Source organism: Streptomyces pseudovenezuelae, assembly GCF_001513955.1.
Taxonomy (GTDB): Bacteria; Actinomycetota; Actinomycetes; order Streptomycetales; family Streptomycetaceae; genus Streptomyces; species Streptomyces pseudovenezuelae.
The window spans coordinates 204,475-227,326 of sequence record NZ_KQ948145.1; the positions used below are offsets into that span (position 1 = coordinate 204,475).

24 protein-coding genes and 2 tRNA genes are annotated in these 22,852 nt (G+C 71.2%); 11 read left to right on the top strand and 15 right to left on the bottom strand.

What is annotated here, in order from left to right; genetic code table 11:
• Window position 1: 1 nt before the first annotated feature.
• On the bottom strand, window positions 2-172 hold the full coding sequence (locus AQI94_RS44550; protein WP_158806165.1) for a hypothetical protein: 171 nt from the start codon (window positions 170-172) through the stop codon (window positions 2-4).
• 92 nt (window positions 173-264) lie between these two features.
• Between AQI94_RS44550 and AQI94_RS08305 the strand changes: the two genes are divergently transcribed.
• Window positions 265-1,230, top strand: coding sequence for a GlxA family transcriptional regulator (locus AQI94_RS08305; RefSeq protein ID WP_031038912.1), 966 nt, complete (start codon window positions 265-267; stop codon window positions 1,228-1,230).
• Window positions 1,231-1,234: 4 nt separating this feature from the next.
• On the opposite strand, the gene AQI94_RS08310 is transcribed toward AQI94_RS08305, so the two are convergent.
• From AQI94_RS08310 to AQI94_RS08355, 10 genes are all read right to left on the bottom strand, one after another.
• Window positions 1,235-2,605: a bifunctional albaflavenone monooxygenase/terpene synthase gene (locus AQI94_RS08310; RefSeq protein ID WP_031038909.1), complete on the bottom strand. Its 1,371-nt coding sequence runs from the start codon at window positions 2,603-2,605 to the stop codon at window positions 1,235-1,237.
• The gene (gene cyc1 / locus AQI94_RS08315; RefSeq protein ID WP_107064209.1) at window positions 2,602-3,687 is read right to left on the bottom strand and encodes an epi-isozizaene synthase; all 1,086 of its coding nucleotides are present in this window, start codon (window positions 3,685-3,687) and stop codon (window positions 2,602-2,604) included. Before cyc1 ends, AQI94_RS08310 begins: the two co-directional genes overlap by 4 nt.
• A gap of 280 nt (window positions 3,688-3,967) precedes the next feature.
• Complete coding sequence (gene def, locus AQI94_RS08320) at window positions 3,968-4,618, bottom strand: peptide deformylase (RefSeq protein WP_031038903.1); 651 nt, start codon at window positions 4,616-4,618, stop codon at window positions 3,968-3,970.
• 125 nt (window positions 4,619-4,743) lie between these two features.
• Window positions 4,744-5,724 carry a tetratricopeptide repeat protein gene (locus tag AQI94_RS08325; RefSeq protein WP_031038901.1) on the bottom strand — a complete coding sequence of 327 codons (981 nt, stop codon included), beginning with the start codon at window positions 5,722-5,724 and terminating at the stop codon, window positions 4,744-4,746.
• Window positions 5,725-5,828: 104 nt separating this feature from the next.
• On the bottom strand, window positions 5,829-7,088 hold the full coding sequence (locus AQI94_RS08330; protein ID WP_031038898.1) for an HD-GYP domain-containing protein: 1,260 nt from the start codon (window positions 7,086-7,088) through the stop codon (window positions 5,829-5,831).
• The gene (locus AQI94_RS08335; RefSeq protein ID WP_031038896.1) at window positions 7,085-8,401 is read right to left on the bottom strand and encodes an HD-GYP domain-containing protein; all 1,317 of its coding nucleotides are present in this window, start codon (window positions 8,399-8,401) and stop codon (window positions 7,085-7,087) included. Before AQI94_RS08335 ends, AQI94_RS08330 begins: the two co-directional genes overlap by 4 nt.
• A gap of 112 nt (window positions 8,402-8,513) precedes the next feature.
• A complete protein-coding gene (rsrA, locus tag AQI94_RS08340; RefSeq protein WP_031038893.1) occupies window positions 8,514-8,825 on the bottom strand; it encodes a mycothiol system anti-sigma-R factor in 312 nt (103 codons plus the stop codon).
• A complete protein-coding gene (gene sigR, locus AQI94_RS08345) occupies window positions 8,822-9,505 on the bottom strand; it encodes an RNA polymerase sigma factor SigR (RefSeq protein WP_007384596.1) in 684 nt (227 codons plus the stop codon). Before sigR ends, rsrA begins: the two co-directional genes overlap by 4 nt.
• A 257-nt stretch (window positions 9,506-9,762) precedes the next feature.
• Entirely contained in the window at window positions 9,763-10,401 is a 639-nt protein-coding gene (locus AQI94_RS08350; RefSeq protein ID WP_031038891.1) for an alpha/beta hydrolase family protein, read from the bottom strand.
• A 1-nt stretch (window position 10,402) separates the two neighbouring features.
• Window positions 10,403-11,218 carry an SOS response-associated peptidase gene (locus tag AQI94_RS08355; protein ID WP_031038884.1) on the bottom strand — a complete coding sequence of 272 codons (816 nt, stop codon included), beginning with the start codon at window positions 11,216-11,218 and terminating at the stop codon, window positions 10,403-10,405.
• Between the two features lie 50 nt (window positions 11,219-11,268).
• Here AQI94_RS08355 and AQI94_RS08360 point away from each other — a divergent pair, with 50 nt between their 5' ends.
• From AQI94_RS08360 to AQI94_RS08375, 4 genes are all read left to right on the top strand, one after another.
• Entirely contained in the window at window positions 11,269-11,991 is a 723-nt protein-coding gene (locus AQI94_RS08360; RefSeq protein WP_031038881.1) for a M50 family metallopeptidase, read from the top strand.
• Window positions 11,992-12,076: 85 nt separating this feature from the next.
• The gene (aroA, locus tag AQI94_RS08365; RefSeq protein WP_031038879.1) at window positions 12,077-13,402 is read left to right on the top strand and encodes a 3-phosphoshikimate 1-carboxyvinyltransferase; all 1,326 of its coding nucleotides are present in this window, start codon (window positions 12,077-12,079) and stop codon (window positions 13,400-13,402) included.
• Between the two features lie 12 nt (window positions 13,403-13,414).
• Window positions 13,415-14,425 carry a ribosome small subunit-dependent GTPase A gene (gene rsgA, locus AQI94_RS08370; protein ID WP_031038876.1) on the top strand — a complete coding sequence of 337 codons (1,011 nt, stop codon included), beginning with the start codon at window positions 13,415-13,417 and terminating at the stop codon, window positions 14,423-14,425.
• Between the two features lie 88 nt (window positions 14,426-14,513).
• Window positions 14,514-14,837, top strand: a complete 324-nt coding sequence (locus tag AQI94_RS08375; protein ID WP_031038873.1) for a DMT family transporter — start codon at window positions 14,514-14,516, stop codon at window positions 14,835-14,837.
• Window positions 14,838-14,880: 43 nt separating this feature from the next.
• Here AQI94_RS08375 and AQI94_RS08380 read toward each other — a convergent pair whose 3' ends face one another.
• Complete coding sequence (locus AQI94_RS08380; protein WP_031038871.1) at window positions 14,881-15,489, bottom strand: TetR/AcrR family transcriptional regulator; 609 nt, start codon at window positions 15,487-15,489, stop codon at window positions 14,881-14,883.
• A gap of 222 nt (window positions 15,490-15,711) precedes the next feature.
• Between AQI94_RS08380 and hisN the strand changes: the two genes are divergently transcribed.
• From hisN to AQI94_RS08410, 6 genes are all read left to right on the top strand, one after another.
• Window positions 15,712-16,512, top strand: a complete 801-nt coding sequence (gene hisN, locus AQI94_RS08385; protein ID WP_007384588.1) for a histidinol-phosphatase — start codon at window positions 15,712-15,714, stop codon at window positions 16,510-16,512.
• A gap of 190 nt (window positions 16,513-16,702) precedes the next feature.
• Window positions 16,703-17,113 (top strand): CBS domain-containing protein, encoded by a 411-nt coding sequence (locus tag AQI94_RS08390; protein WP_031038868.1) that lies wholly within the window; start codon window positions 16,703-16,705, stop codon window positions 17,111-17,113.
• 75 nt (window positions 17,114-17,188) lie between these two features.
• On the top strand, window positions 17,189-17,605 hold the full coding sequence (locus AQI94_RS08395; protein WP_007384586.1) for a Fur family transcriptional regulator: 417 nt from the start codon (window positions 17,189-17,191) through the stop codon (window positions 17,603-17,605).
• Between the two features lie 150 nt (window positions 17,606-17,755).
• Window positions 17,756-18,523: an ABC transporter ATP-binding protein gene (locus tag AQI94_RS08400; protein ID WP_031038863.1), complete on the top strand. Its 768-nt coding sequence runs from the start codon at window positions 17,756-17,758 to the stop codon at window positions 18,521-18,523.
• Window positions 18,520-19,380 carry an ABC transporter permease gene (locus AQI94_RS08405; RefSeq protein WP_031038860.1) on the top strand — a complete coding sequence of 287 codons (861 nt, stop codon included), beginning with the start codon at window positions 18,520-18,522 and terminating at the stop codon, window positions 19,378-19,380. Before AQI94_RS08400 ends, AQI94_RS08405 begins: the two co-directional genes overlap by 4 nt.
• Window positions 19,377-20,522: an ABC transporter substrate-binding protein gene (locus tag AQI94_RS08410; RefSeq protein WP_031038842.1), complete on the top strand. Its 1,146-nt coding sequence runs from the start codon at window positions 19,377-19,379 to the stop codon at window positions 20,520-20,522. The genes AQI94_RS08405 and AQI94_RS08410 overlap by 4 nt, the downstream gene beginning before the upstream one ends.
• A gap of 48 nt (window positions 20,523-20,570) precedes the next feature.
• Here the strand turns inward: AQI94_RS08410 and AQI94_RS08415 are convergent.
• The 3 genes from AQI94_RS08415 to AQI94_RS08425 all read right to left on the bottom strand — a co-directional run bounded on the left by AQI94_RS08415 (window position 20,571) and on the right by AQI94_RS08425 (window position 22,809).
• Window positions 20,571-20,644, bottom strand: a tRNA-Met gene (locus AQI94_RS08415).
• Between the two features lie 77 nt (window positions 20,645-20,721).
• On the bottom strand, window positions 20,722-22,530 hold the full coding sequence (locus tag AQI94_RS08420; RefSeq protein ID WP_062229658.1) for a tetratricopeptide repeat protein: 1,809 nt from the start codon (window positions 22,528-22,530) through the stop codon (window positions 20,722-20,724).
• 205 nt (window positions 22,531-22,735) lie between these two features.
• Window positions 22,736-22,809: transfer RNA gene (locus AQI94_RS08425), tRNA-Met, on the bottom strand.
• Between the last annotated feature and the right edge of the window lie 43 nt (window positions 22,810-22,852).

Here is a 22,852-nt window from a genome sequence, read left to right on the forward strand (position 1 = left end):
ATTAGACCGTCCGGGTGACCCCGTGTGCGGTCCGGTACTCGCGCGCCTTCCTGATCTGACGGTCGACCCGCTTGTCGTGCACGATCCCGATCACCGACGGGAGGATCAGGAGGACGAAGATGGCGAAAACAGTCAGCATGGCGATCAGTCCTTGTGTCTGCGCTGAAGTCATGTCACTACTGTCGCGCCGATGACTCCTGACCAACAGTGGCAGGACTGCCGCACACCCTCGATTTACTGCCATCCCTGAGGCACACTGGCAGCATGCTGAAGAACGTGGCCGCAGTCGTCCTGGACGGTGTGAACCCCTTCGAGCTCGGAGTCGTCTGCGAGGTCTTCGGAACCGACCGCAGCGACGACGGACTGCCCGTCTACGACTTCGCGGTCGCCTCGGCCGAGGGGCCCCGGCTGACCTCACGGTCGGGCTTCGCCCTGCACGTCGAACACGGCCTGGAGCGGCTGGAGTCGGCCGACCTGATCACCGTGCCGGCCTGCGCCGGCTACGAGACGCGGGACTTCCCGCCCGAGCTGCTGGAGGCCCTGCGCAGCGCGGTCGGCCGCGGCGCCCGGGTGCTCAGCGTGTGTTCCGGCGTCTTCGTGCTCGCCGCCGCCGGACTGCTCGACGGCCGGCGCTGCACCGTGCACTGGCACCACGCGGAGGAGTTGGCGCGGGCGTATCCGCGGCTGACGGTCGAACCGGACGTGCTGTACGTCGACGAGGACCCGGTGATCACCTCCGCGGGCACCGCCGCCGGCATCGACGCCTGTCTGCACATCGTGCGCAAGGAGCAGGGCACCGAGGTCGCCAACAAGATCGCCCGGCGCATGGTCGTACCGCCGCACCGGGACGGCGGCCAGGCCCAGTACATCGAGCGGCCGCTGCCCGCGTCGAAGTGCGACACCGTCGGCGAGGTGCTCGTGTGGATGGAGCGGCACCTCGACGAGGAGGTGACCGTCGAGCAGCTCGCCGAGCGCGCGCACATGTCCCCGCGCACCTTCGCCCGCCGCTTCCAGCAGGAGACGGGGACGACTCCCTATCGCTGGATCCTGCGCCAGCGCGTGCTGCTGGCCCAGCGGCTGCTGGAGGCGACGGACGAGACGGTGGACGCGATCGCGGGCCGGGCGGGGTTCGGCACCGCGGCCGCGCTGCGCCACCAGTTCCTGCGCGCGGTGGGTACCACTCCGAACGCCTACCGGCGCACCTTCCAGGGCCCGGAGGCGGCCGCCTGACCCGTCACCTGGGCACGGGCCTGACCAGCAGCCGGTTCGGCCGCAGGGTGATGCCCGGCCGGGGGGTGTCGTCGGAACCGGTCACCTGCTCGAAGCGGTACTTCCGGGCCAGCGCCGCCGTGAGCAGCGTCAGCTGGGCCATCGAGAAGTGGTCGCTCGGGCACTTCCGGTTGCCGGTGCTGAACGGGCTCATGGCGTGTTTCGGAACCGCTTTGGCCCGCTCCGGACTCCAGCGCAGCGGGTCGAACACCGCGCTGTCGTCGAAGGACTTCGCGTCGCGCTGGATCGCGTACGGACTGTAGACGATGTCGGCTCCGGCCGGAATGCGATAGCCACCGAGTTCGGTGTCCCGTACCGCCCGACGCGTCAATATCCATACCGCGGGCCACAAACGCATGGTCTCGACCACTACATAGTTCGTGTAGCTGAGCGACCGTACGTCCTCGAATGCCACAGGACGGCCACCGGTGACCGATTCGACTTCCGCGCACACCTTGTCCGCGTGGTCCGGGTGTTCCGCGAGCACCTGAAGCAGCCACATGATCGTGGACGCGACGGTTTCGCCGCCGGGGGTGAGTATCGCGACCACCTGGTCGTGGATCTCCTGTTCCCCGATGGGGTCGCCATTCGCATCCTTCGCCTCCAGCAATGCCGTCAGCAAATCGTCCGGCTTTTGACCGGATGCCCGGCGTTCGGCGACGATCTCGTCGACCACCCGATGCAGATCGGCCAACGCGCGGTTGAATGCGAGGTTGGCCGGCAGCGGCAGCTTGTACAGCGGCCCCGCGGGTATCACCATCCGCCGGTACATCCCCCGGAAGACGGTCGTGAGGGCGACGCACAGCCGCTCGGCGCGCTCGTCCATGTAGTCGCCGCGCAGCAGACAGCGGGCCGCTATGCGCACGGCGACCCGGAAGGACTCCAGGGTGGCGTCGACCGTCTCGCCGGGCTGCCAGCGCTCGGCCAGCGCCTGTGCCTCCTCCTCCATGATCGGCCCGTACGCCGGTATCGCGTCGAGCCGGAACGCGGGCTGGATGATGCGCCGTTGACGCCGGTGCTGCGGGCCGTTGGCGGTGGCCACACCCTCCTTGCCGACCAGCCCCTCCAGGGACTCCCACAGCGGTCCGGCGATGATGAAGTCGGGGTTGAGGGCCACGGCTCCGGTCAGTTCCGGGGTGGTGGGCGCGTACACCGTCTTGGGGCCGAGCCGCAGGCGTACGACCTCGCCGTGCCGTCGCAGCCCGGCCAGGAAGCTCAGCGGATCACGGGCCAGACGCAGGCCGTGGCCGAGGACGGGAACGCCCCCGCCCGCGAGCGGCGGCTCACCCGGCTCGGGAGCCACCATGGCGTCGGTTTTCACGGATTCGACGGTCATTTCTCACCTGCCGCTTCGTTGTTGACGTACGGGGGCGTGGACCGGTCGTCCCAGCTGTCGACCATGTAACGGCCGGACTCGTGGTGGAACCAGTAGACGGTGCTGAACCAGTTGCGCATATTGCGGACACAGGCCCGGACGGCTGTGCTCAGTTCCTTTCCGCGCACGGTGCCGTCGTCGAGACTGTCGGCGAAACGGAGGGCATCGGACTCGGCCACGAGGAATGCGTCCACGCATTTGCCGATCAGCCGCCGCATTTCCCGGATCGCCTCTTCGAGGGTCAGCCCCTCGTGCTTGATGAGACTGATGCCGAGATTGTGGACCTCGTCCCCCGCGATCTCCTTGGGAAGCGAACAGAGGTCGTTGTACCAGGCGGCGAATTCCTGGCTCAGCAGGGCCGCCCGCCGGAATGCCGGGTTTTTTCGCACCCCGTCCGGGAGTTCGCATCCCGCACTCGGCTCCAGCAGATCCGTCCAGATCCAGTGCGCGAAAGTGAGGCGGCGCAGGGCCAGGTATTCCTCGACCGTGGGGACGACTCCCCTGCTGCGATTGCGGAATTCCCGGTCGTACGCCTCGATCACCTCGTGGAAGTGCCCGGCGAACCGGGTGTTCCAGGTCTGCGGCAGGAACGAGTACAGCCGCACCATGCAGTCGGCGAAGGCGGCGACCAGCGGATCCTCGTGGTGCAGATGATCCCGCGGGGAGTCGAGCGCCGCGTGCAACCGGAACCTCAGCCGCCGCCACGCGCCGGGGCGGCGGTGGACGATGTCACGGTCGTGCCGGTCGTCCCAGACGAAGAACCACGCGCTGTAGTCCGCTATCGCCTGGAGGACCTCGTCGGGGGCGCCGAGGTAGTACCCCGCCATCAGGTCCGTGTAGCACAGTCCGTCGGCATATTCGGTCACCTTGTCCGCCGGCATGAGCCGTTTTTCCAGAAGCCAGGTGCGCGTCTTCTCCTGGAGCCTGGGCCAATACGGATGCAGTTGCCTGGGAAACGCTGCCTCGATCACCGGGAGAGAGAGCGACGGTGGAACCGCGATCGCCGTCGGCGTCGATGTGGTGCTGTGTGGGAAAGCAGGCACGAACAAACCCCTTCCAGCCGCCAGTTGGCGCACGCCCCCGCGCTGAACCGGGCGTGCGCCGTTGCGTATCCCCGCACTTCCCATTCAGCACCACAACTGACCATTCTGGGAACGGATTTGCTTCATTCACTACCCCACGGTGTCGAGATTCTCCCCATGTGTGACCCGAACCGGATCACTAAGTGAGCAGATCCGATCGAACGTGCGACGCACACGCGAACGGCGCCTGTTCGGGGAGTGATTCCTGAACAGGCGCCGTGCGGGCGGGGGTGGTGGGACGTCAGTCGTTGGCGACCACGGGGTAGCGGGGCTCGTTCTCGGCCATCTGCCGCAGCGCGTCCTTGCGTTCACGCTTGGAGAGACGGTCGATGTACAGGTAGCCGTACAGGTGGTCGGTCTCGTGCTGCAGACAGCGGGCGAAGTAGCCGGTGCCGCGGACCTTGACCGGGTTGCCCTTCTCATCCTGCCCGGTGACCTCGGCGTAGTCGGGACGGGCGAGCGGGGCGTACGCGGTGGGCACCGACAGACAGCCCTCGTTGCTCTCGTCCAGCTGGCGCCGGTCGGCGGGCAGGTCCACGAGCTTCGGGTTGCAGACGACACCGACGTGCCGCTTGCCCTCGTCGTCCTGGCAGTCGTACACGAAGACCTTCAGGTCGACACCGATCTGGTTGGCGGCGAGGCCGACGCCCTCGGCGGTGCGCTGGCTGGCGAACATGTCCGCGACGAGCTGGTCCAGCTCCTCGCCGAACTCGGTGACGTCCTTGCACTCCTTGTGCAGCACGGGGTTCCCGACGACGGTGATGGGCCGCGAGGTGCCGCGCTCACGCCAGGCGTTCTCCCGCTCCTCGGCGTCCTCGGTGTCGATGACGAACCCCTCGTCGTCGACGGGGAGCACGCCCGCGTGCTGCTGATCGGTGTCCTGCTGGGCCATGACCGACGTATGCCTTCCTCAACAAAAACTGGGGGAGCTGCTGATACAGGGTAAGGGGATCGCGCCCCTCAGGGGCGCGGGGAACTGCGCGACCAGCCACAGCGGACCCGCAGCCGAACAACGACCTAGCAGACCTCTTCCAAATCCCGCCAGTCACGAGAATCCGGGCTGTCCGCAACCCACCCGTCCAACAACCCCCGAACCAGCGAAGCCGGCGCAGCCACCCCGCACTCCCGCTCCGGCACCCACAACTGCCCGTCCGTCCGATGCCCCAGCGGCCCGGGATGCCCCGGCTCACTGTGATCGTGCGGATCGAGATGCTCCCCGTCGCCCTCGTCCGACGGCATCCGCGACTCGGAGCACATCCGGCACAGCAGCCGTACGGAGGACGACCAGTCCTCGGCGGCGAACCCGGCGTCGGCGGCGAGCTGCTCCAGCGCGTCCCGGTCCGCCTCGGTGGCCGCCTCCAGCAGCACCACCCAGGTCGGCACCGGCGAAGGCGCCCACAGCTCGATCTCGTCGAACACGGGGTAGGCGTGGCCCGCCGCGGTGGTCCGCTCGCCGTGCGGCACCCCGTCGTGCAGCACGACCTCGCCCCAGCGCCGCCCGGAGGACGGCAGCGGGATGGACAGCACCTCAATGCGGGCGGGGTCGAGCCGCCGCCCCCACACCACCTCGGCCTCGCCCTCGGGAGACAGCCGTACGGCGGCGCTGCCGAGGTCCATGCCGAGCGGCTCACCGGCCGCGGTCGCCCCTCCCGGCACCCGCAGTCCGTACGCCTGCCAGGCCCGCCGGGCCAGCGGCCAGTCCTGGAGCGCGGTCGCGGCGATGCCGACGTTCCACCAGTCGGGCGCCCCGGTCTCCCGGTCGAGCAGCGCCACGGCACGCAGCCCCGCGGCCCGCGCCTGCTCCCAGTCGTGCCGGAACTTGTGCAGGAGCGCGAGGTTGAACCAGGACTCGGACAGCCACGGCTCCAGGTCCGCGGCACGTGTCAGCAGCGCGCCCGCGTCCTCGTACCGGCCGTCGCCGATCAGCGTGAACGCGCGGTCCGTGGCCTGCCGCCAGGAGGCGGAGGGCCGGTGCCGTCCCTTGCCGAAGATCCTCACGATTCCCGCCTGCCGGTTCCGTCGAGTGGGCTGGCTGTGCCCCCGGACACCCTCTCTCTCGCATCCAACCACGTGTGCTCGGAAGGGCGCTCATTACCCATGGGTTACCCCGTCACGGGCGAGGTCAGACAGTCTCTCGACAGTACCCGGGCCAGCGCCTCCACGACCTCCGGAGCGTAGTCCCCCGCGGTGCCCAGGCGCAGCTCCTCCAGCGCGGTCAGTGGCCCGCCCGGTCCGGCGTCCCGCGCCTTCTCCTCGTAGGCGTTGACGGCCCGTACGATCCGCGCGGCCGGCGGCTGCTCCCGGCAGGGGTCGGCCTGCCGTTCCACGACCACGGCGACGGCCGCGTCGACGCCCGTCTGCCGTACGACGGCCCCGCCGAGCAGCGCGATGCGGCGCTGCTCGGCGAGGGGCAGGACGGCGGTGGCGCCCGCGGGCACCGGGTCGACGAGGCTGAGCTGGCCGATGTCGTGCATGAGGGCGGCGTACTCCAGGACGGTGAGCTCGGGCCGGGACATCCCCAGTTCGCGCCCGACCTCCCGGCTGAGCGCGGCGACCCTGCGAGCGTGCCCGGCGGGGGTGTACCCGGCGATCTCGGTGGCACGGGCGAGGGAGGCGATGGTCTGCCGGTAGGTGGAGCGGACCGCGGCGTACCGGCGGACGGAGAGCTGGGTGAGCAGCAGCGGCACCGAGAACACGGGCAGCGCCCACAGTCCCGCGACGGCCACCGCGAGCGCCATCACGGCCCCGGTGGCGACGACGGCGGACCCGATGCCGAGCAGGGCCCGCAGTTCGTCCCGGAGCAGGGGGCCGAAGGGCCAGCGGGTGCGGGAGTGCGCGAGGGCGGCCGCGAGCACGGCGTCGCACAGCGCGGTCAGCGAGAGCAGGGCGAGCAGGAGCAGGGCGTAGGCGGGGCCGTCCCACCGGGTGAACGTGCCCTGGTTGTACAGGGGTTGGAAGCACACGGCGGCGAAGCCGACGGTGAGGACGCGACGGGCGAGCTGGTCGGCGGTGGGGCCCTGTCCGCGTCCCACGTGGGGCACGCTGCCGACGAGGGAGGCGGCGAGGACGACGGTGACGACCTGGGCGGCGCCGTGATGCGTGGGCGCACCGGCGTTCTCGCCGAGCAGGGCGTACGAGAGCGCCCCGGCGGCACCGAGCGGGGCGGCCTCCCTGACGTGGGGGCCGCTGCGGCGGTTGAGTTCACCGACGGTGATCAGCACGCCGAAGGCGAGGGCGGTGCCGCGCTCCTCAAGGCCGGTCCACAGGACGCAGCCGAGGGCGCCGAGGGCGAGGAGGAGGGCGCAGCCGTGGACGAGGGCGAGAAGCGGCGGGGGCCGGCGGGACGTCCTGGACGCGCTCACCGGCGTACCCCGTGGCGTCCCGCGACGGTCGGCCGGGGATGCGGCACCCCGGTCCCGTCCGTCTCGTCGGCCGTGACCGCCGGGTGCCAGCCGTGCCGGGCCAGGGCGCGGGCGAGGGCCGTGACCATCCGCGGGTCGAACTGGCTGCCCGCGCACTTCTCCAGCTCCTCCAGCGCGGCGCCGACGGGCCGGGCCCGCCGGTAGGAGCGGGTGGACGTCATGGCGTCGAAGGCGTCGGCCACGGCCACCACCCGTGCCGACTCCGGGATCTGTCCGCCCATCAGCCCGTACGGGTATCCGCTCCCGTCCAGCCGTTCGTGGTGGTGCAGGACGGCGGCCCTGGCCTCCCCGAGGAAGGAGATGCCCCGGACCATCTCGTGCCCGTACTCGGGATGCAGCTCGATGACCCGCCGCTCCTCGGGGGTCAGCGGGCCGTCCTTCCTGAGCAGCCGCGTCGGCACCCCGAGCTTGCCCACGTCGTGCAGGATTCCGGCGAACCGCAGCACCTCGGTCCGGTCGTCGTCCATGCCGAGCTCCCGCGCGATCATCATCGACGCCTGTCCCACCCGCTCGCTGTGCCCGCGCGTGTACTCGTCCTTGATGTCGACGGCCTGCACCAGCGCCCGGATGGTGGCCTGGTGGGCGGCCCGCTCCCGGTGGTACTGCGCGAACACCCACCACGACACGTACATCGGCAGCAGCACGAGCAGCGCGGCGACCGGGCCGTAGGGACTGCGCCACAGCACGGCCATCATGAGTCCGGCCAACCCGTGCACGGCGACGGGCCCGAGGGAGCGGAGAAACAGGCCGTGCCAGGCCCGTCGTGCCGGCATCCGCTCGGCGAGAACCAGGATCCCCCCGTCCAGCATGCTCAGCACCAGGCAGAGCACGAGCACCGCGACCCCGGCCGGGGCCAGCGCGTACGGGAAGTCGGATGCCACGACCGCGTCCCGGCCGCCCATCGCCCAGTGCACCCGCGCGGCCGCCCACACGCTCACCGCGAGCTGGGCGGCCCGCCAGAGCCGGCGCAGCCCGCGCGGGCGCCGCTCGACCGGGGACAGCAGCGCCCCCGGCAGGGCCACGAGGGCGGCGGCCGGGGGCGGCAGCAGAAAGACGCCGGCGAGCAGGACGGGATGGAAGGTCCCGGCGAACCGCCACCGGGCGGCGGCCCGCTCGCATCCGGCGGACAGCGCGGCCAGCAGCGCGAGCTCCCACCAGGAGGTGCGGACGGACGGCAGCGGCAGCAGACAGAGCAGTGCGGCTACGGCGACGCAGGCGACGTACGCACGCGCGCGTGCCGGTACCGCCTCCATGTCGCCCCTCCAGCCGAGTCCGCACAGTCGCGAGGAGCGTAGGACGGCGAGGGGAGGCGGCGCGGGGTGATCACCTGCTGATTAGCACGTTCGAGTGAACGGCGATCGCGGCTCAGGACTCCTGCGGAGTCACCGGCGAGGCGGTCACGTCGTGTTCGGGCACGGCCTGGCCCGAGCGGATCAGATCGAGCCGCCCCAGGACCTTGGAGCGCAGGTCGCTGGGCACGTCGTCATGACCGCAGCACCGCTTGACCAGCTTCTTCACGGCCTCTTCGAGGCCGTACTTCTCCAGACACGGCGAGCACTCGCTGAAGTGCTGCTTGAACTTGGCGCGATCGACGTCCGGCATCTCGCTGTCGAGGAACTCGTAGAGATGATCGAGTACCTCACTGCAGTCCGTCTCGTGCGGCTCTCCGCAGCTCATGAGCCCGAGCCTTTCGCTTCGTTCGACTCCCCGGCACCGGCCGGGACGAGCCCGCGCTCGCGCGCGTAGTCCTCCAACATGCCGCGCAGTTGACGGCGTCCGCGGTGCAGGCGGGACATCACCGTACCGATGGGTGTCCCCATGATGTCCGCGATCTCCTTGTACGCAAAGCCCTCTACGTCAGCGAGGTAGACGGCGATGCGGAATTCCTCGGGGATCGCCTGCAGCGCTTCCTTCACGTCCGAGTCGGGCAGGTGGTCGAGCGCCTGCGACTCGGCGGAGCGCAGGCCCGTCGACATGTGCGACTCGGCACGCGCGAGCTGCCAGTCCTCGATCTCCTCGGCCGCGGAGCGCTGGGGTTCGCGCTGCTTCTTGCGGTACGAGTTGATGAACGTGTTGGTGAGGATCCGGTACAGCCACGCCTTGAGGTTGGTCCCCTCACGGAACTGGTGGAAGGACGCGTACGCCTTGGCGTACGTCTCCTGCACCAGGTCTTCGGCGTCGGCGGGGTTGCGCGTCATGCGCAGCGCGGCCGAGTACATCTGGTCGAGGAATTCGAGCGCGTCCCGCTCGAAGCGCGCGGTGCGCTCCGCAGTCGACTCCGTGCTCGCGCCCTGGCCCTCGGGCTGCTCCGCCTGGCCGTTGTCGGTCCCTGCGTCGATCCCAGTGACCGGACCCACCTCCTCAAGATTCCGGGCAGCAACGAAACCGGTGCCACCGGAATTGGAGGATAGACGACTACCCGTCCCGGCCGCCCCTCGAATAGGGGTGGTCTTGGCCGCATGCAGCACCGTCCAGTCCAGGTCAGCGCGACTGCTGCGGCTCGGGCAGAAGGTCGAACCCATGCGGCGGACTTCCTCTCCTACGACGGTCGGCGCTGTTGTTCAGCGCTTCTGTCCGCCTCAACAGAGGTCCGCGGCTCAGCATTCCCGGGCTTTCACTCCAGTGACCCGACCCACTTCACGACCGCGTCCGTGATGACCGTCACGGCCTCGTCCTGGGTGATCTCCGCCCGCTTCGGCACGGCGAAGCCGTGATCGCCGTAAGGCACCTCGACCAGTTCGAAGGACCCGGCCGGGAACTCCTGCGGCTTCCCGAACGGGTCGTTGCCGCCCTGTACGACCAGGGTGGGCACCCCGGATCCGAGCAGCTCGTCGGCGCGCGACTTCTCCGGCTTGCCGGGCGGGTGCAGCGGGAAGCTGAGGGCGAGCACGGCACGGGCGCCCAGCTCGACGGCCGTACGGCAGGCGACACGGGCGCCGGCACTGCGCCCTCCGGAGATCACCGGCAGTCCCGGGTTCAGCAGGGCGGGCCAGATGCCCCGCCATCCCACGTCCAGCGTCTTCGGCGCGGGTGCGAGCTTCTTGCCGGCCACCCGCCAGGGCTGCTCGACGAGGGCGACGGTCACCGCGTGGTGCGGGAGGGCCGCGGCGAGGGCCCGGAGGTCGCGCGCCTCGACGCCGCCGCCCGCTCCATGGCTCACCGCCAGGACGAACCGTGCCCGCTCCGCCGTGTGCCAGGTGACGCGGGCGTCACCCGCGTCGGTGCCGATGATCTCGGAGGTCTCTTTGGTCACGTCAGAAGAGTGTGCCCTCTTCGGGACCGTCGAGCTCCTTCAGCAGCTCCGGCCCGTTGTTGCGCACGTTGCTGACGGCCGTGCTCACCGGATAGGCCCGCATCAGCCCCTCGGGCGGCGGCGCGAGCAGGGAGCGCAGGTCGTCGAGGTCGGTGCGGGACGGGTCGAGCCAGGTGTCCCAGCGGTCCGGGGTCAGCATCAGCGGCATCCGGGGGTGGATGTCGGCGAGGGTGCGCGGGCCGTCTGCCGGTGAGACCGCCAGCGGGCCCGTCTCCGCCTCGGTGGTGATCACGGAGCAGGTCGCCCACCAGGCCAGCGGGTGGTCGTCGGGCAGGGTCTTGTCCCGCCAGAACTCGTACAGCCCGGCCATCGCGAACACCGAGCCGTCGGCGGGCAGCACGAAGTAGGGCTGCTTGCGCGGCCGCTTCTTCTTCCCCTCGACCTCCAGCTCCCGCTCGCCGGTGCCGGTGACCCACTCGTAGTAGCCGTCGGCCGGGATGACGCAGCGGCGGGTGGCGAAGGCCCGCTTGTACGACGGCTTCTCGTGCACGGTCTCCGCGCGCGCGTTGATCATCCGGGCCGCGCCCTCGGGGCTCTTCGACCAGCTCGGGACCAGGCCCCACTTCAGCTTCCGCAGCTGCCGAACCGGCCGCGGGTCCTCGGCGTCCTTGAGAGGACGGTCGAGGACGGCATAGACCTCCTTGGTCGGGGCCACGTTGTAGTCGGGCTCCAAGGTCTCCTCGGGCTGCCACTTCTCGATCTCAAAGATTCCTGCGAGATCCTCGGGCCCACGACTGGCTGCATACCGTCCGCACATACGTGCCACACTGCCAGACTCCGTACGACGAGAGGGAGCCACCGGGAAACATGGACAGCACCGCATCGACCGCGCTGCCCGACCTCTGGGACCGGCTCATCGGACTGCAACCCGACCCCGACCTGTGGGTGGTGCTGGGCACCATGGTGGGGGCGCTCGCCCTGGTGGTCCCCCATACCTTGTGGCGGCTCTCGCGCAACGCCATCACCATCGCCCACGAGGGCGGCCACGGTCTGGTCGCCCTGCTGACCGGACGCCAGCTCACCGGCATACGGCTGCACTCCGACACCAGCGGCCTCACGGTCAGCCGGGGCAAGCCGCACGGCATCGGCATGATCCTCACCGCCGCGGCCGGCTACACCGCTCCCCCGCTGCTCGGCCTCGGCGGCGCCGCCCTGCTCGCCGCCGGCCGCATCACCCTGCTGCTGTGGGCGGCGACGGCCCTGCTGGTGGCGATGCTGGTGATGATCCGCAACGCGTACGGGGCGCTGACGGTGCTGGTCACCGGCGGCACGTTCGTGGTGGTGTCCTGGCTCGCCGGGCCCCAGGTGCAGGCGGCGTTCGCCTACGCGGTGGTGTGGTTCCTGCTGCTGGGCGGCGTGCGTCCCGCTTTCGAGCTACAGGCGAAGCGGGCGCGGGGCGGGGCGGGTGACTCGGACGCGGACCAGTTGTCCCGCCTGACGCACGTGCCCGCGGGGCTGTGGCTGTTCCTGTTCCACGCGGTGAGTCTGTGCTCACTGATAGGCGGCGGCAGGTGGTTGCTGCAGGTGTGACGCGAGCCCGAAGAGGCCCGTCACAGGGGTGCGGACGGCCCGACGGCGCCGCACCGGAGACACGACCCCCTACTAAAGTGGCCCCATGGCTTCGAACCCCTCAGACACCGCCCTCTGGCCCGCCCCCCACGCGAGCGCTGCCGTCGACGCGACGGTCCACGTACCGGGGTCGAAGTCGGTCACCAACCGGGCGCTCGTCCTGGCCGCCCTCGCCAGCGAGCCGGGCTGGCTGCGCCGCCCCCTCCGCTCCCGCGACACCCTCCTCATGGCGGCGGCCCTGCGCGAGATGGGCGTGGGCATCGAGGAGGGAGTCGGCCCCGACGGCACCGGTGAGACCTGGCGTGTCCTGCCGGCGGGCCTGCGCGGCCCCGCCACGGTGGACGTCGGCAACGCGGGCACCGTCATGCGCTTCCTCCCGCCCGTCGCCGCGCTGGCCGACGGCCCGATCCGCTTCGACGGCGACGCGAGGTCGTACGAGCGACCCCTGACCGGTGTCATCGACGCCCTGCGCGCTCTCGGGGCCCGGATCGACGACGACGGCCGTGGCGCGCTGCCGCTCACCGTGCACGGCGGCGGTGCCCTGGACGGCGGACCGGTCGAGATCGACGCGTCCTCGTCGTCCCAGTTCGTCTCGGCGCTCCTGCTGTCCGGCCCGCGCTTCAACCAGGGCGTCGAGGTCCGGCACGTGGGCTCGTCGCTGCCCTCGATGCCGCACATCCGGATGACGGTGGACATGCTGCGCGCGGTGGGCGCCCAGGTGGACACCCCGGAGTCGGGCGGCGAGCCGAACGTCTGGCGGGTCACGCCGGGCGCCCTGCTGGGCCGGGACCTCACCATCGAACCCGACCTGTCCAACGCCCAGCCGTTCCTGGCGGCCGCCCTCGTGACGGGTGGCAAGGTCGTGATCCCGGACTGGCCGGCCCGCACCACGCAGCCCGGTGACCGTCTGCGCGAGATCTTCACCGAGATGGGTGGTTCCTGCGAACTCACCGAGTACGGCCTGGTGTTCACCGGTTCGGGTGCGATCCACGGCATCGACGCCGAGCTCGGCGAGGTCGGCGAGCTGACCCCCGGCATCGCGGCCGTGGCGGCCCTCGCGGACTCCCCCTCCACCCTGCGCGGGGTGTCCCATCTGCGCCTGCACGAGACGGACCGGCTGGCCGCGCTCACCAAGGAGATCAACGAACTCGGCGGTGACGTCACCGAGACGGCCGACGGTCTGCACATCCGCCCGCGCCGGCTGCACGGCGGGATCTTCCACACCTACGAGGACCACCGCATGGCCACGGCCGGCGCGATCATCGGCCTCGCGGTCGAGGGCGTGCAGATCGAGAACGTCGCGACGACGGCCAAGACCCTGCCGGACTTCCCGGACATGTGGAACGGGATGCTCGGGAGCGAAAAGGCGTAGGGGACACACGCCATGCGCCGCTACGGCAAGCACACCGACGAGGACGACATCCGCAGCCGCCCCAACCGCAAGGGCAACCGGCCGCGCACCCACATCCGGCCCAAGCACGAGGACGCGTCCTGGGGCATGGTCCTCACCGTCGACCGGGGCCGCCTGACCGTCCTCGTCGAGGACCGGATCGTGATGGCGATGAAGGCCCGCGAGCTGGGCCGCAAGGCCGCGGTCGTCGGCGACCGGGTGGCCCTCGTCGGCGACCTGTCCGGCCAGAAGGACACCCTCGCGCGGATCGTCCGCATCGAGGAGCGCACATCGGTCCTGCGCCGCACGGCCGACGACGACGATCCCTATGAGCGGGTGGTCGTCGCCAACGCCGACCAGCTCGCCATCGTCACGGCGCTCGCCGACCCGGAACCCCGCCCCCGCCTCATCGACCGCTGCCTGGTGGCGGCCTTCGACGGTGGGCTCACCCCGCTCCTGGTCATGACCAAGTCGGACCTGGCCCCGCCGGACAAGCTCCTGGAGCTCTACGGCGACCTGGACATCCCCTACGTCGTCACCAGCCGCGAGGAGCTGGAGAGCGGGGCCGCGGTCAACCGGGTGCGCGAGCAGCTCGACGGCAAGATCACGGCGTTCGTCGGGCATTCCGGCGTCGGCAAGACGACCCTGGTCAACGCGCTGGTCCCGGAGGACCGCCGGCGTCTGACCGGCCATGTCAACGCGGTGACCGGCCGCGGCCGGCACACCACGACCTCGGCGCTGGCGCTGCCGCTGGCGGGCGACGAGGGCTGGGTGATCGACACCCCGGGCCTGCGGTCCTTCGGACTGCACCACGTGGATCCGTCCCGGGTGATCCACGCGTTCCCCGACCTGGAACCGGGCACCGAGAACTGCCCGCGCGCGTGCAGCCACGACGAGCCGGACTGCGCGCTGGACGCGTGGGTGGCCGAGGGCCACGCCGATCCGGCCCGGCTGTACTCCCTGCGCCGGCTGCTGTCGACGCGGGAGCGGACGGACGGGGACTGACCTCCGCGTTGTTTGGCTGTACGCGAGTTCGGTAAGTGCATAATCGCACCGAGCCGGGCATACGGCCGGACATACGGGAGGACAGCACATGGCGTGGCTGCTGGTGGTGGTGGCCGGGTTGCTGGAGACCGGTTTCGCCGTGTGTCTGAAGCTCTCCCACGGTTTCACCCGGCTGGGACCGACCGTGGCCTTCTGTATCTTCGCCCTCGGCAGCTTCGGCCTGCTGACGCTGTCACTGAAGAAGCTGGACGTCGGCCCCGCGTACGCGGTGTGGACCGGCATCGGCGCGGCGGGCACCGCGATCTACGGGATGATCTTCCTCGACGACCTGGTGTCGACGCTGAAGATCGTCTCGATCAGCCTGGTGATCATCGGCGTGATCGGGCTCCAGCTCTCGGGCTCGCAGCACTAGGCAGCGGTCGCACCGGAGCCACCGGTCGCACCGGAGCCACCGGTCACACCGGCTGCCGAGGCAGCGCGCTGCGCACCAGTTCCGCGACCCCGCCCTCACCCGGCGGGGCCGCCACACAGGACAGGGCGAGCCGGACGGCGAGTTCGCAGGAGCGGGCGAGCTCGGGGACGTCCGCCTTGTGGACGCCGGGTCCGGCCAGGACGGAGACGGCACGGTCGCGCACCAGGGCCACGAAGTCGCCCGGTGACGGCAGCGCTCCGTCGGCCCGGCGCTGGGCCGGCACGGCGGAGGAGGACGGCACCGCCGAGAGCGTCGGCGAGGGCAGCCGCTCGCCCCAGCAGCCGGTGAGCATGGCCCGTACCAGCGCGTTCTCCCGGGCGGAGGCGGTGGTCCACTCGGCGGTCGCGGTCAGCCGCTCCCGGGCGTCGCCGTGCGAGGTGAGCGCCCGGTCGACGCCGACGAGATACCCGTCGGCCTCTCGTCTCACCAGCGCGCGGGCCAGCCCTTCCTTGCTCCCGAACTCGTTGTACAGCGTCTGCCGGGACACTCCGGCCGTCACCGCGACATCGACCATCCTCACGGCGGACCACGGCCGGCGCGCCAACGCCGCGTAAGCGGCATCCAGCAGCGATTCCCGCGCAGCAGGCATCATCGCCTCCCAGGGAGCAAGCAGCTCTGCGCCCAGATTTGACGCGCGGGGAAGCACTGTCAAGGGGTCACGCGGGCACGAAGCGGCCCGCCCGGCGCCGCCCCGCCCACGCGGGCCCGCGAAACGCGGCTCCACCGGGCACGAACCGGCTCCACGAACCCGCCCCACGGTCCGCACCCCGTCCCCGCTGGCCCCGTACCGACAGCGGCAGATACCGTTCGCAACATGCCGGACTACCTCGACGACCTCCGCCTCGCCCACGTCCTCGCGGACGCGGCCGACGCGACCACCATGGACCGCTTCAAGGCACTGGACCTCAAGGTCGAGACAAAGCCGGACATGACCCCGGTCAGTGAGGCGGACAAGGCGGCGGAAGAACTGATCCGCAACCACCTCAAGCGCGCCCGTCCGCGGGACGCCATCCTCGGCGAGGAGTACGGCGTCGAGGGCACCGGCCCGCGCCGCTGGGTCATCGACCCCATCGACGGCACCAAGAACTACGTCCGGGGCGTTCCCGTCTGGGCCACCCTGATCTCCCTGATGGAGGCGGCGGAGGGCGGCTACCAGCCCGTCGTCGGCGTGGTCTCGGCCCCCGCCCTCGGCCGTCGCTGGTGGGCCGCGAAGGGGCACGGCGCCTTCAGCGGCCGCAGCCTGACCTCCGCGTCGCGTCTGCACGTCTCCCAGGTCGGCAAGCTCTCGGACGCCTCCTTCGCCTACTCCTCCCTCACCGGCTGGGAGGACCAGGGCCGCCTGGGAGGCTTCCTCGACCTGACCCGCGAGGTGTGGCGCACGCGCGCGTACGGGGACTTCTGGCCGTACATGATGGTCGCCGAGGGCTCGATCGACCTGTGCGCGGAACCGGAGCTCTCGCTCTGGGACATGGCCGCGAACGCGATCGTCGTCACGGAGGCCGGCGGCACCTTCACCGGACTCGACGGCCGGCCCGGCCCGCACAGCGGCAACGCCGCCGCTTCCAACGGCCTGCTCCACGACGAGTTCCTGGGCTATCTCAACGAGCGCTACTAGGGCCCGAGCAGCGCAGGCAGGGGCTCGGGGGCACTTCCGGGAAACACATCTGAGCGCGCACGCCCTCAATCGGCAGCGCGCGCCCCCTTGTTGACCGTCGCTTTACCTGCGACTCTGAGGGGACCCTCATTTGTGAACTTGTGAACCGATGAACGAACTCATCGGTTCCACAGGAGGTGACTGCGAACCCATGCTCGTCCGCGACGCCATGAGCACGGTGGTCCTCACCATCGGCCCCGCCCACACACTCCGCCAGGCCGCCGCCCTGATGTCCGCCCGCAGGGTGGGCGCGGCCGTGGTCCTCGATCCCGACGGCACCGGCACCGGCATTCTGACCGAGCGCGACATCCTGAACTCCGTAGGGCTGGGCCAGAGCCCGGACACGGAGTACGCCCACGCCCACACCACCACCGACGTCGTCTTCGCCACCCCGACCTGGACCCTGGAGGAGGCCGCGCAGGCGATGGCCCACGGCGGTTTCCGGCACCTCATCGTGCTGGACCACGGCGAGCCCACGGGCATCGTCTCGGTCCGCGACATCATCCGCTGCTGGGCGCCGGCACCGCGGCGGGTGCCCGCCACCACCGGTTCACCGCATTAGACTCGATCCAATTCGAGTGGTGCTCCAAACTCACACCCATTCGGATTCTGGTCTCCAGCTGTTAGGCTGGTGCCCATGAGCGACCTTCTGGAACGACTGCGCGGCCGCGGATGGCGGATGACCGCACAGCGGCGCGTCGTGGCCGAGGTCCTCGACGGCGAACACGTCCACCTGACGGCCGACGAGGTCCACGCGCGCGCCGTGGCCAAGCTGCCCGAGATCTCCCGGGCGACGGTCTACAACACGCTGGGTGAGCTGGTCTCCCTCGGCGAGGTGCTCGAAGTCGCCACCGACAAGCGCGCCAAGAGGTACGACCCCAACGCCCACCGGCCGCACCACCACCTGGTCTGCGCCCAGTGCGGCGCCATCCGGGACGTGCACCCCACGGGCGACCCGCTGACGGAGCTCCCCGACTCGGAGCGCTTCGGCTTCACCGTCTCGGGCGTCGAGGTGACGTACCGCGGCGTGTGCCCGAACTGCGCGGCGGCGTAACACCCTTCACCGAGCCCCGGCATCCTTCACGGACGCCGGGGCTCCGTGCCGTCCGCAGCCATTCGCACGGTCCATGGACTTCCTGAATCTGACGGACCGTCATATCGTCGTGCGGCCCCCTCTCCGTACCGAACTCCGCAAGGAGCAACCGTGGGAGATCCGCACCCCAAACTCCACGCCACCGCCCTGACCCGCACCTTCGGCCGCCCGCCCCGCTCCGTCGACGCCCTCGGCCCGCTCGACCTCAGCCTCGCCCCGGGCGAGTTCGTCTGCCTGGTCGGCCCCTCCGGGTGCGGCAAGTCGACGCTGCTGCGCATCGCGGCGGGCCTGCTCCGCCCGAGCACGGGCGCCCTGGAGATCCGCACGGCCTCGGCCCGCCCGGCGGCCATGATCTTCCAGGACTACGGCATCTACGACTGGAAGTCCGTCCGTGCCAACGTCCGCTTCGGCCTGGACATCCAGCGCGTCCCGCGCCGCGAGGCGAACGCCCGGGCGCAGGAGTGGCTGGCCCGCATGGGCCTCGCGGACTTCGCCGACGCCTACCCGGCGACCCTCTCCGGCGGAATGCGCCAGCGCGTGGCGATCGCGCGCGCCCTCGCGGTGGAACCCGAACTCCTGCTGATGGACGAACCCTTCGCCGCCCTGGACGCCCAACTGCGCATGATCCTCCAGGACGAGCTGCTGGAGGTCACGCAGACCCTGCGCACCACCACGCTGTTCATCACCCACAGCCTGGAGGAGGCGATCGTCCTCGGCGACCGCGTCCTGGTGATGTCCGCCCGCCCGGGCCGCCTGATCGCCGAACACCGCCCGCCGTTCCCCCGGCCGCGCACCGGCGACATCCGCTCGGCTCCCGAATTCACGTCCCTGAAGAGCGAGTTGTGGGACCTGCTGCGCAAGGAGGCGCTACCGGCATGACGACCGTGGCTCCCGAGAAGGTCTCCGTACTCGTACGCCGCCCGGGCCCGGAAGAGCTGCACCCGCTGCGCACCCACCGCCGCAGACGAGCCCTGGAACTGACCCTGGCGGCAGCCGTCCCCCTGCTGCTGGTCCTCCTTTGGCAACTGGCCGCCGCCCAGGCCTGGCTGGACGACCGCGTCTATCCCGCCCCCTCCACGATCCTCGCCGACGGCTGGGACCGCGCGGCGGCCGGCGACCTCTGGCCGGACGTGTGGGCGACCACGAAGCGCGTCCTGGCCGGCTACGCGTTCGGCACGGCCACGGGCTACGCCCTGGGCCTGGTGATGGGCTCGCTGTCCCTGGTGCGAGCGGCCCTGGAACCCCTCCTGGACGCCCTGTACGTCGTCCCGAAGCTGGCCCTGCTCCCCGTCTTCCTGAACATGTTCGGGCTGGGCGAGGGCCCGCAGATCGCCCTGGTGGCCACGACGGTCTTCTTCTTCGTGTGGATCTCGACCATGTCGGCGGTGATCTCCATCCCCTCCGGCCACCGCGACGCGGGCCAGGTCTTCGGCGCCTCCCCCTGGCAGATGTTCCGCCACGTCCTCCTGCCCGCCTCCCTCCCGTCCGTCCTGGTCGGCGCCCGGATCGCGGCGGGCGTGGCGGTCCTGGTGATCGTCGCCTCGGAACAGATCGCCGCGACGAACGGCTTGGGCCACCTGATCTTCGACTCGCGCGCCCTGTTCCAGAACGACGTGATGTTCGTCGGCATCGTCTGCGTGGCCGTCCTCGGCGTCCTGTTCTCCGAACTGGTCCGCGTCCTGGGCCGCCTGCTCACCCCGTGGGCACCGAGGGACCGCGGAAGGGGCCAGTCGTGAGAAGACACTTCTACGGCGCAGTGCTCACCGCACTCACCCTGCTGACGTCGACAGCCTGCACGGCGTCCCACGATCCGACGAGCCCGGCGTCCGGGGCGGGCGGGGGCGGGACACGAACCGTCCGCCCGGTGACGGGCTGCGGCACCGGCTCCTGGACGGACCCCGCCGACCTCTCCCCCACCCGCACCCCGGCCCGCTGCAGGCCGGGCACCCCCGCTCCCCAGCCCCTGCCGAAACCCCGCAAGGTGACCATCGCGACCGGGACACTGAGCGCGGAGTACGTGGCACCGCTCCAAGTGTCCCTGGACAAAAGAGAGTTCAAGAAGGAGGGCCTGGACGTCACCCTGAAGGTGCTGCCGACCCCCGACTCCCTGCCGCTGCTCGCCAAGGGCGACATCGACGCCCTGTGGGCGGCCCCCGAGGCGGCGGTCATGAACGGCGTCCGGGGCGGTTTCGACATCCGCTGGGTCGCGGCGAACTTCTCCCCCGACCCGAAGTCGAAGAGCGGCCTGTGGGTCAGGCTCAGGGACGGCGAGAGCGGCGACCGGGTGAGGATGGCCGGCCGCAGGATGGGCACGATGATCGGCAAGGGCTCGGTGATCGCGTACCCCATGGAGAAGGCCCTCGGCGGACACGGCGGCGGCCTCGACGAGATCCAGTACCAGCAGCTCGGCGCGGCCGACGTCCTCACGGCCCTCCAGAACGGCGGCGTCGACTCGGCCTGGCTGCTGGACCCGGTCTGGCGCAGGGTCGACGGCAAGCCCGGCTACGCCTTCCTGGGCGGCCAGCCGCTCGGTGAGCCCCTGGGCGGCATGCTGTACGGCCCGCGCCTGCTGAACGACGACGTGGACGCGGGAGTCGCGTTGCTGAGGGCGTACATCCGCACGGTGAACACGTACTTCGCGGACGACTACAAGGCGGATGCGACCTTCGTCACCTACCTGGCGAAACTCCTGAAGACCGACGAGGCCGTCCTCAGGTCCACCCCGTCCCTGCGCATGGACTGGGAGATCCGCGCGGGCACCACGGACCGCCTGCAGGCGGCCTACCGGGCGCAGGGCGTGACGGAGGGCGAGAGCCTGCCGGAGTCCAGGACGGTGGACCGGGCTCTGTACGAGGAGGCGGTGGGCCACCGCCACTGAAAACACCGAGGGCCGGAACCCTTTCGGATTCCGGCCCTCGGCCTTCAGTAGCGGGGACAGGATTTGAACCTGCGACCTCTGGGTTATGAGCCCAGCGAGCTACCGAGCTGCTCCACCCCGCGTCGTTGAATGCAACGTTACGTGAAGGGAGAGGCCAGAGGCAAATCGCTTGTTCGAGGGCGGTCCCGCACAGCGCCCGCTACGCCGACAGTTCCTCCCGCAACGCGTCCCGCAGCCGGGCCGCCCGCTCGGAGACCTCCGCAGGTCCGAGGGCCACCGCCCGGTCGGCCCACCGCTGTCCCTCGGCCAGCTCGCCCCGACGCGCGTAGACCAGGGCCAGCCGCAGAGCCGCCCGCCCGTGCCCCGCGTCGGCGGCCCGGGCCCACCACACGGCGGCCTCCGGCTCGCTCCCCTCCCGGGCCAGCAGCAGCCCCAGGTTGAACGCCCCGTTTCGGGATCCCGCCTCCGCGGCCTCCCGGTACCACCGGGCCGCCTCCACGACGTCACCCCGGGCGGCGGCGAGCATGCCCACCCGCACCTGGGCCCGGCGGTGCCCCTGGGAGGCCGCCCGCTCGTACCACTCCTCGCACTCGCTCTTCTCCTCGTGCACCGGCTCCCCGAGGGAGTGCGCGGGCACCGGCGGCCGCCGGGCGTCCAGCACGGTCGCGAGCCGGTAGGCGGCCTCCGCGCTGCCGCCTCCCGCCGCACACCGGAGGTGCCGCTCGGCGCCGGCCTCGTCCCCGTCCCGCAGCCGGGCGATGCCCACCTGGAGCGCGGCCTCGGTGTGCCCGGCGGCGGCGGCCCGCTCGTACCAGCGCAGCGCGACGGTCTCCTCGCCGCGCCCGGCGAACAGGATGCCGAGGTTGAACGCGGCGTCCACGCTCCCTGCCTCGGCGGCCTTGGAGAACCAGGGCTCGGCCCCCGCGGTGTCCCCGCCCTGGAGCAGCAGGATGGCGAGCGCGTTGGCCGCCTCGCGGTGTCCCGCGTACGCGGCCCGCCGGTACCACTGCTCGGCCTGCGCGGTCCGTCCCTGCTCGGCGCAGAGCAGCCCGAGGTTGTACGCGCCGTTGTCGTCGCCCGCGTCCATCGCCGCCCGGTACCAGCGCTCGGCGGTCTGCGGCTCGCCGCGCTCGGCGTGCAGGGCGCCCAGCGCGTTGGCCGCGTTGCCGTCCCCGTCCTGGGCGGCGCGCAGCCACCACACGGCGGCGCTCTCGGTGTCCCCCGCGTCCCGCAGCAGGAACCCGAGCGCGCAGGCGGCCCGCGCCTCGCCGTCCTTCGCGGACGTCAGGTACCAGCGCCCGGCCTCCTTGAGCGCGCCACGCCGCTCCAGGATCGCCCCGAGGTGCAGCGCAGCCCGTCGGTGACCGCGCGCGGCGGCCTGCCGGTACCACTGCTCGGCCTCGGCCCCGGCGCCGTGGTCGTCCCCCACGTCCCCCTCGGGAACCAGCCGGCGGTCGAGCGCGCGGGCCAGCCGGTAGGCAGCCTCGCGGTGCCCCCGCTCGGCGGCGATCCGCATCCACTGCTCGGCGCCCGCGTCCTGGCGGTGCTCCAGCAGGTCGGCGAGCGCGTAGGCGCCCAGCGCGTGCCCCTGCTCGGCGGACTGGCGCAACCAGTACTCGGCGGCGGGCTCGTCGCCCCGCTCACGGTGGTGGCGCCCCAGCGCGTGCGCTGCCGCGGCCGACCCGGCGACGGCGGCGATCCGCCACCAGCCGGCGGCGTCGTCGGCGTATCCGCGCTGGTGCAGCAGGACGCCCAGGTTGTTGGCCGCGGCCCGGTCGCCTGCGGCGGTGGCGGCACGCAGATGGGGCTCGGCTCCGTCGAGATCGCCGCGGCGCAGCAGAAGGGCGCCGAGGACGCTCATCGCCTCGACGTCACCGGCTTCGGCGGCCAGGCGCTGCCGGACCTCCTCGGCGGCGTCGTCAGGCGCCTCCCCGACCCCGTCCCGCCCGGAAGGTTGCACAAAACGCCCTGTCTCGAACAGAGTTGCCTTGTCCCCCATAACGTCCATCGTCGCACCACCTGCAACCTGGGTACACCTGGTATACCGCAGCCAGTGAGGTCACTTCAGCGTTTTGTCGACATGCCCACAGAACGACAAGTGAAACACAGTTCCCCCTCAACTGCCCCCGGCGGCACGGCCGTCACTTGCTCGGCAATGCGTTCGCACATCACGAAGGCCCGGATCCTGAAAGGATCCGGGCCTTCGATTCCAGTAGCGGGGACAGGATTTGAACCTGCGACCTCTGGGTTATGAGCCCAGCGAGCTACCGAGCTGCTCCACCCCGCGCCGTTGTGTTGCAACCGTATCACGGCGCGGGGGTGGGCTTTCG

What these genes read in the sequence shown, in the direction of transcription:
- AQI94_RS44550 (WP_158806165.1), bottom strand. Translation starts at nt 172, where the DNA reads ATGACTTCAGCGCAGACACAAGGACTGATCGCCATGCTGACTGTTTTC.
- AQI94_RS08305 (WP_031038912.1), top strand. Translation starts at nt 265, where the DNA reads ATGCTGAAGAACGTGGCCGCAGTCGTCCTGGACGGTGTGAACCCCTTC.
- AQI94_RS08310 (WP_031038909.1), bottom strand. Translation starts at nt 2,605, where the DNA reads ATGACCGTCGAATCCGTGAAAACCGACGCCATGGTGGCTCCCGAGCCG.
- def (WP_031038903.1), bottom strand. Translation starts at nt 4,618, where the DNA reads ATGGCCCAGCAGGACACCGATCAGCAGCACGCGGGCGTGCTCCCCGTC.
- AQI94_RS08335 (WP_031038896.1), bottom strand. Translation starts at nt 8,401, where the DNA reads ATGGAGGCGGTACCGGCACGCGCGCGTGCGTACGTCGCCTGCGTCGCC.
- rsrA (WP_031038893.1), bottom strand. Translation starts at nt 8,825, where the DNA reads ATGAGCTGCGGAGAGCCGCACGAGACGGACTGCAGTGAGGTACTCGAT.
- AQI94_RS08355 (WP_031038884.1), bottom strand. Translation starts at nt 11,218, where the DNA reads ATGTGCGGACGGTATGCAGCCAGTCGTGGGCCCGAGGATCTCGCAGGA.
- AQI94_RS08360 (WP_031038881.1), top strand. Translation starts at nt 11,269, where the DNA reads ATGGACAGCACCGCATCGACCGCGCTGCCCGACCTCTGGGACCGGCTC.
- aroA (WP_031038879.1), top strand. Translation starts at nt 12,077, where the DNA reads ATGGCTTCGAACCCCTCAGACACCGCCCTCTGGCCCGCCCCCCACGCG.
- rsgA (WP_031038876.1), top strand. Translation starts at nt 13,415, where the DNA reads ATGCGCCGCTACGGCAAGCACACCGACGAGGACGACATCCGCAGCCGC.
- AQI94_RS08375 (WP_031038873.1), top strand. Translation starts at nt 14,514, where the DNA reads ATGGCGTGGCTGCTGGTGGTGGTGGCCGGGTTGCTGGAGACCGGTTTC.
- AQI94_RS08380 (WP_031038871.1), bottom strand. Translation starts at nt 15,489, where the DNA reads ATGATGCCTGCTGCGCGGGAATCGCTGCTGGATGCCGCTTACGCGGCG.
- hisN (WP_007384588.1), top strand. Translation starts at nt 15,712, where the DNA reads ATGCCGGACTACCTCGACGACCTCCGCCTCGCCCACGTCCTCGCGGAC.
- AQI94_RS08390 (WP_031038868.1), top strand. Translation starts at nt 16,703, where the DNA reads ATGCTCGTCCGCGACGCCATGAGCACGGTGGTCCTCACCATCGGCCCC.
- AQI94_RS08395 (WP_007384586.1), top strand. Translation starts at nt 17,189, where the DNA reads ATGAGCGACCTTCTGGAACGACTGCGCGGCCGCGGATGGCGGATGACC.
- AQI94_RS08405 (WP_031038860.1), top strand. Translation starts at nt 18,520, where the DNA reads ATGACGACCGTGGCTCCCGAGAAGGTCTCCGTACTCGTACGCCGCCCG.
- AQI94_RS08420 (WP_062229658.1), bottom strand. Translation starts at nt 22,530, where the DNA reads ATGGACGTTATGGGGGACAAGGCAACTCTGTTCGAGACAGGGCGTTTT.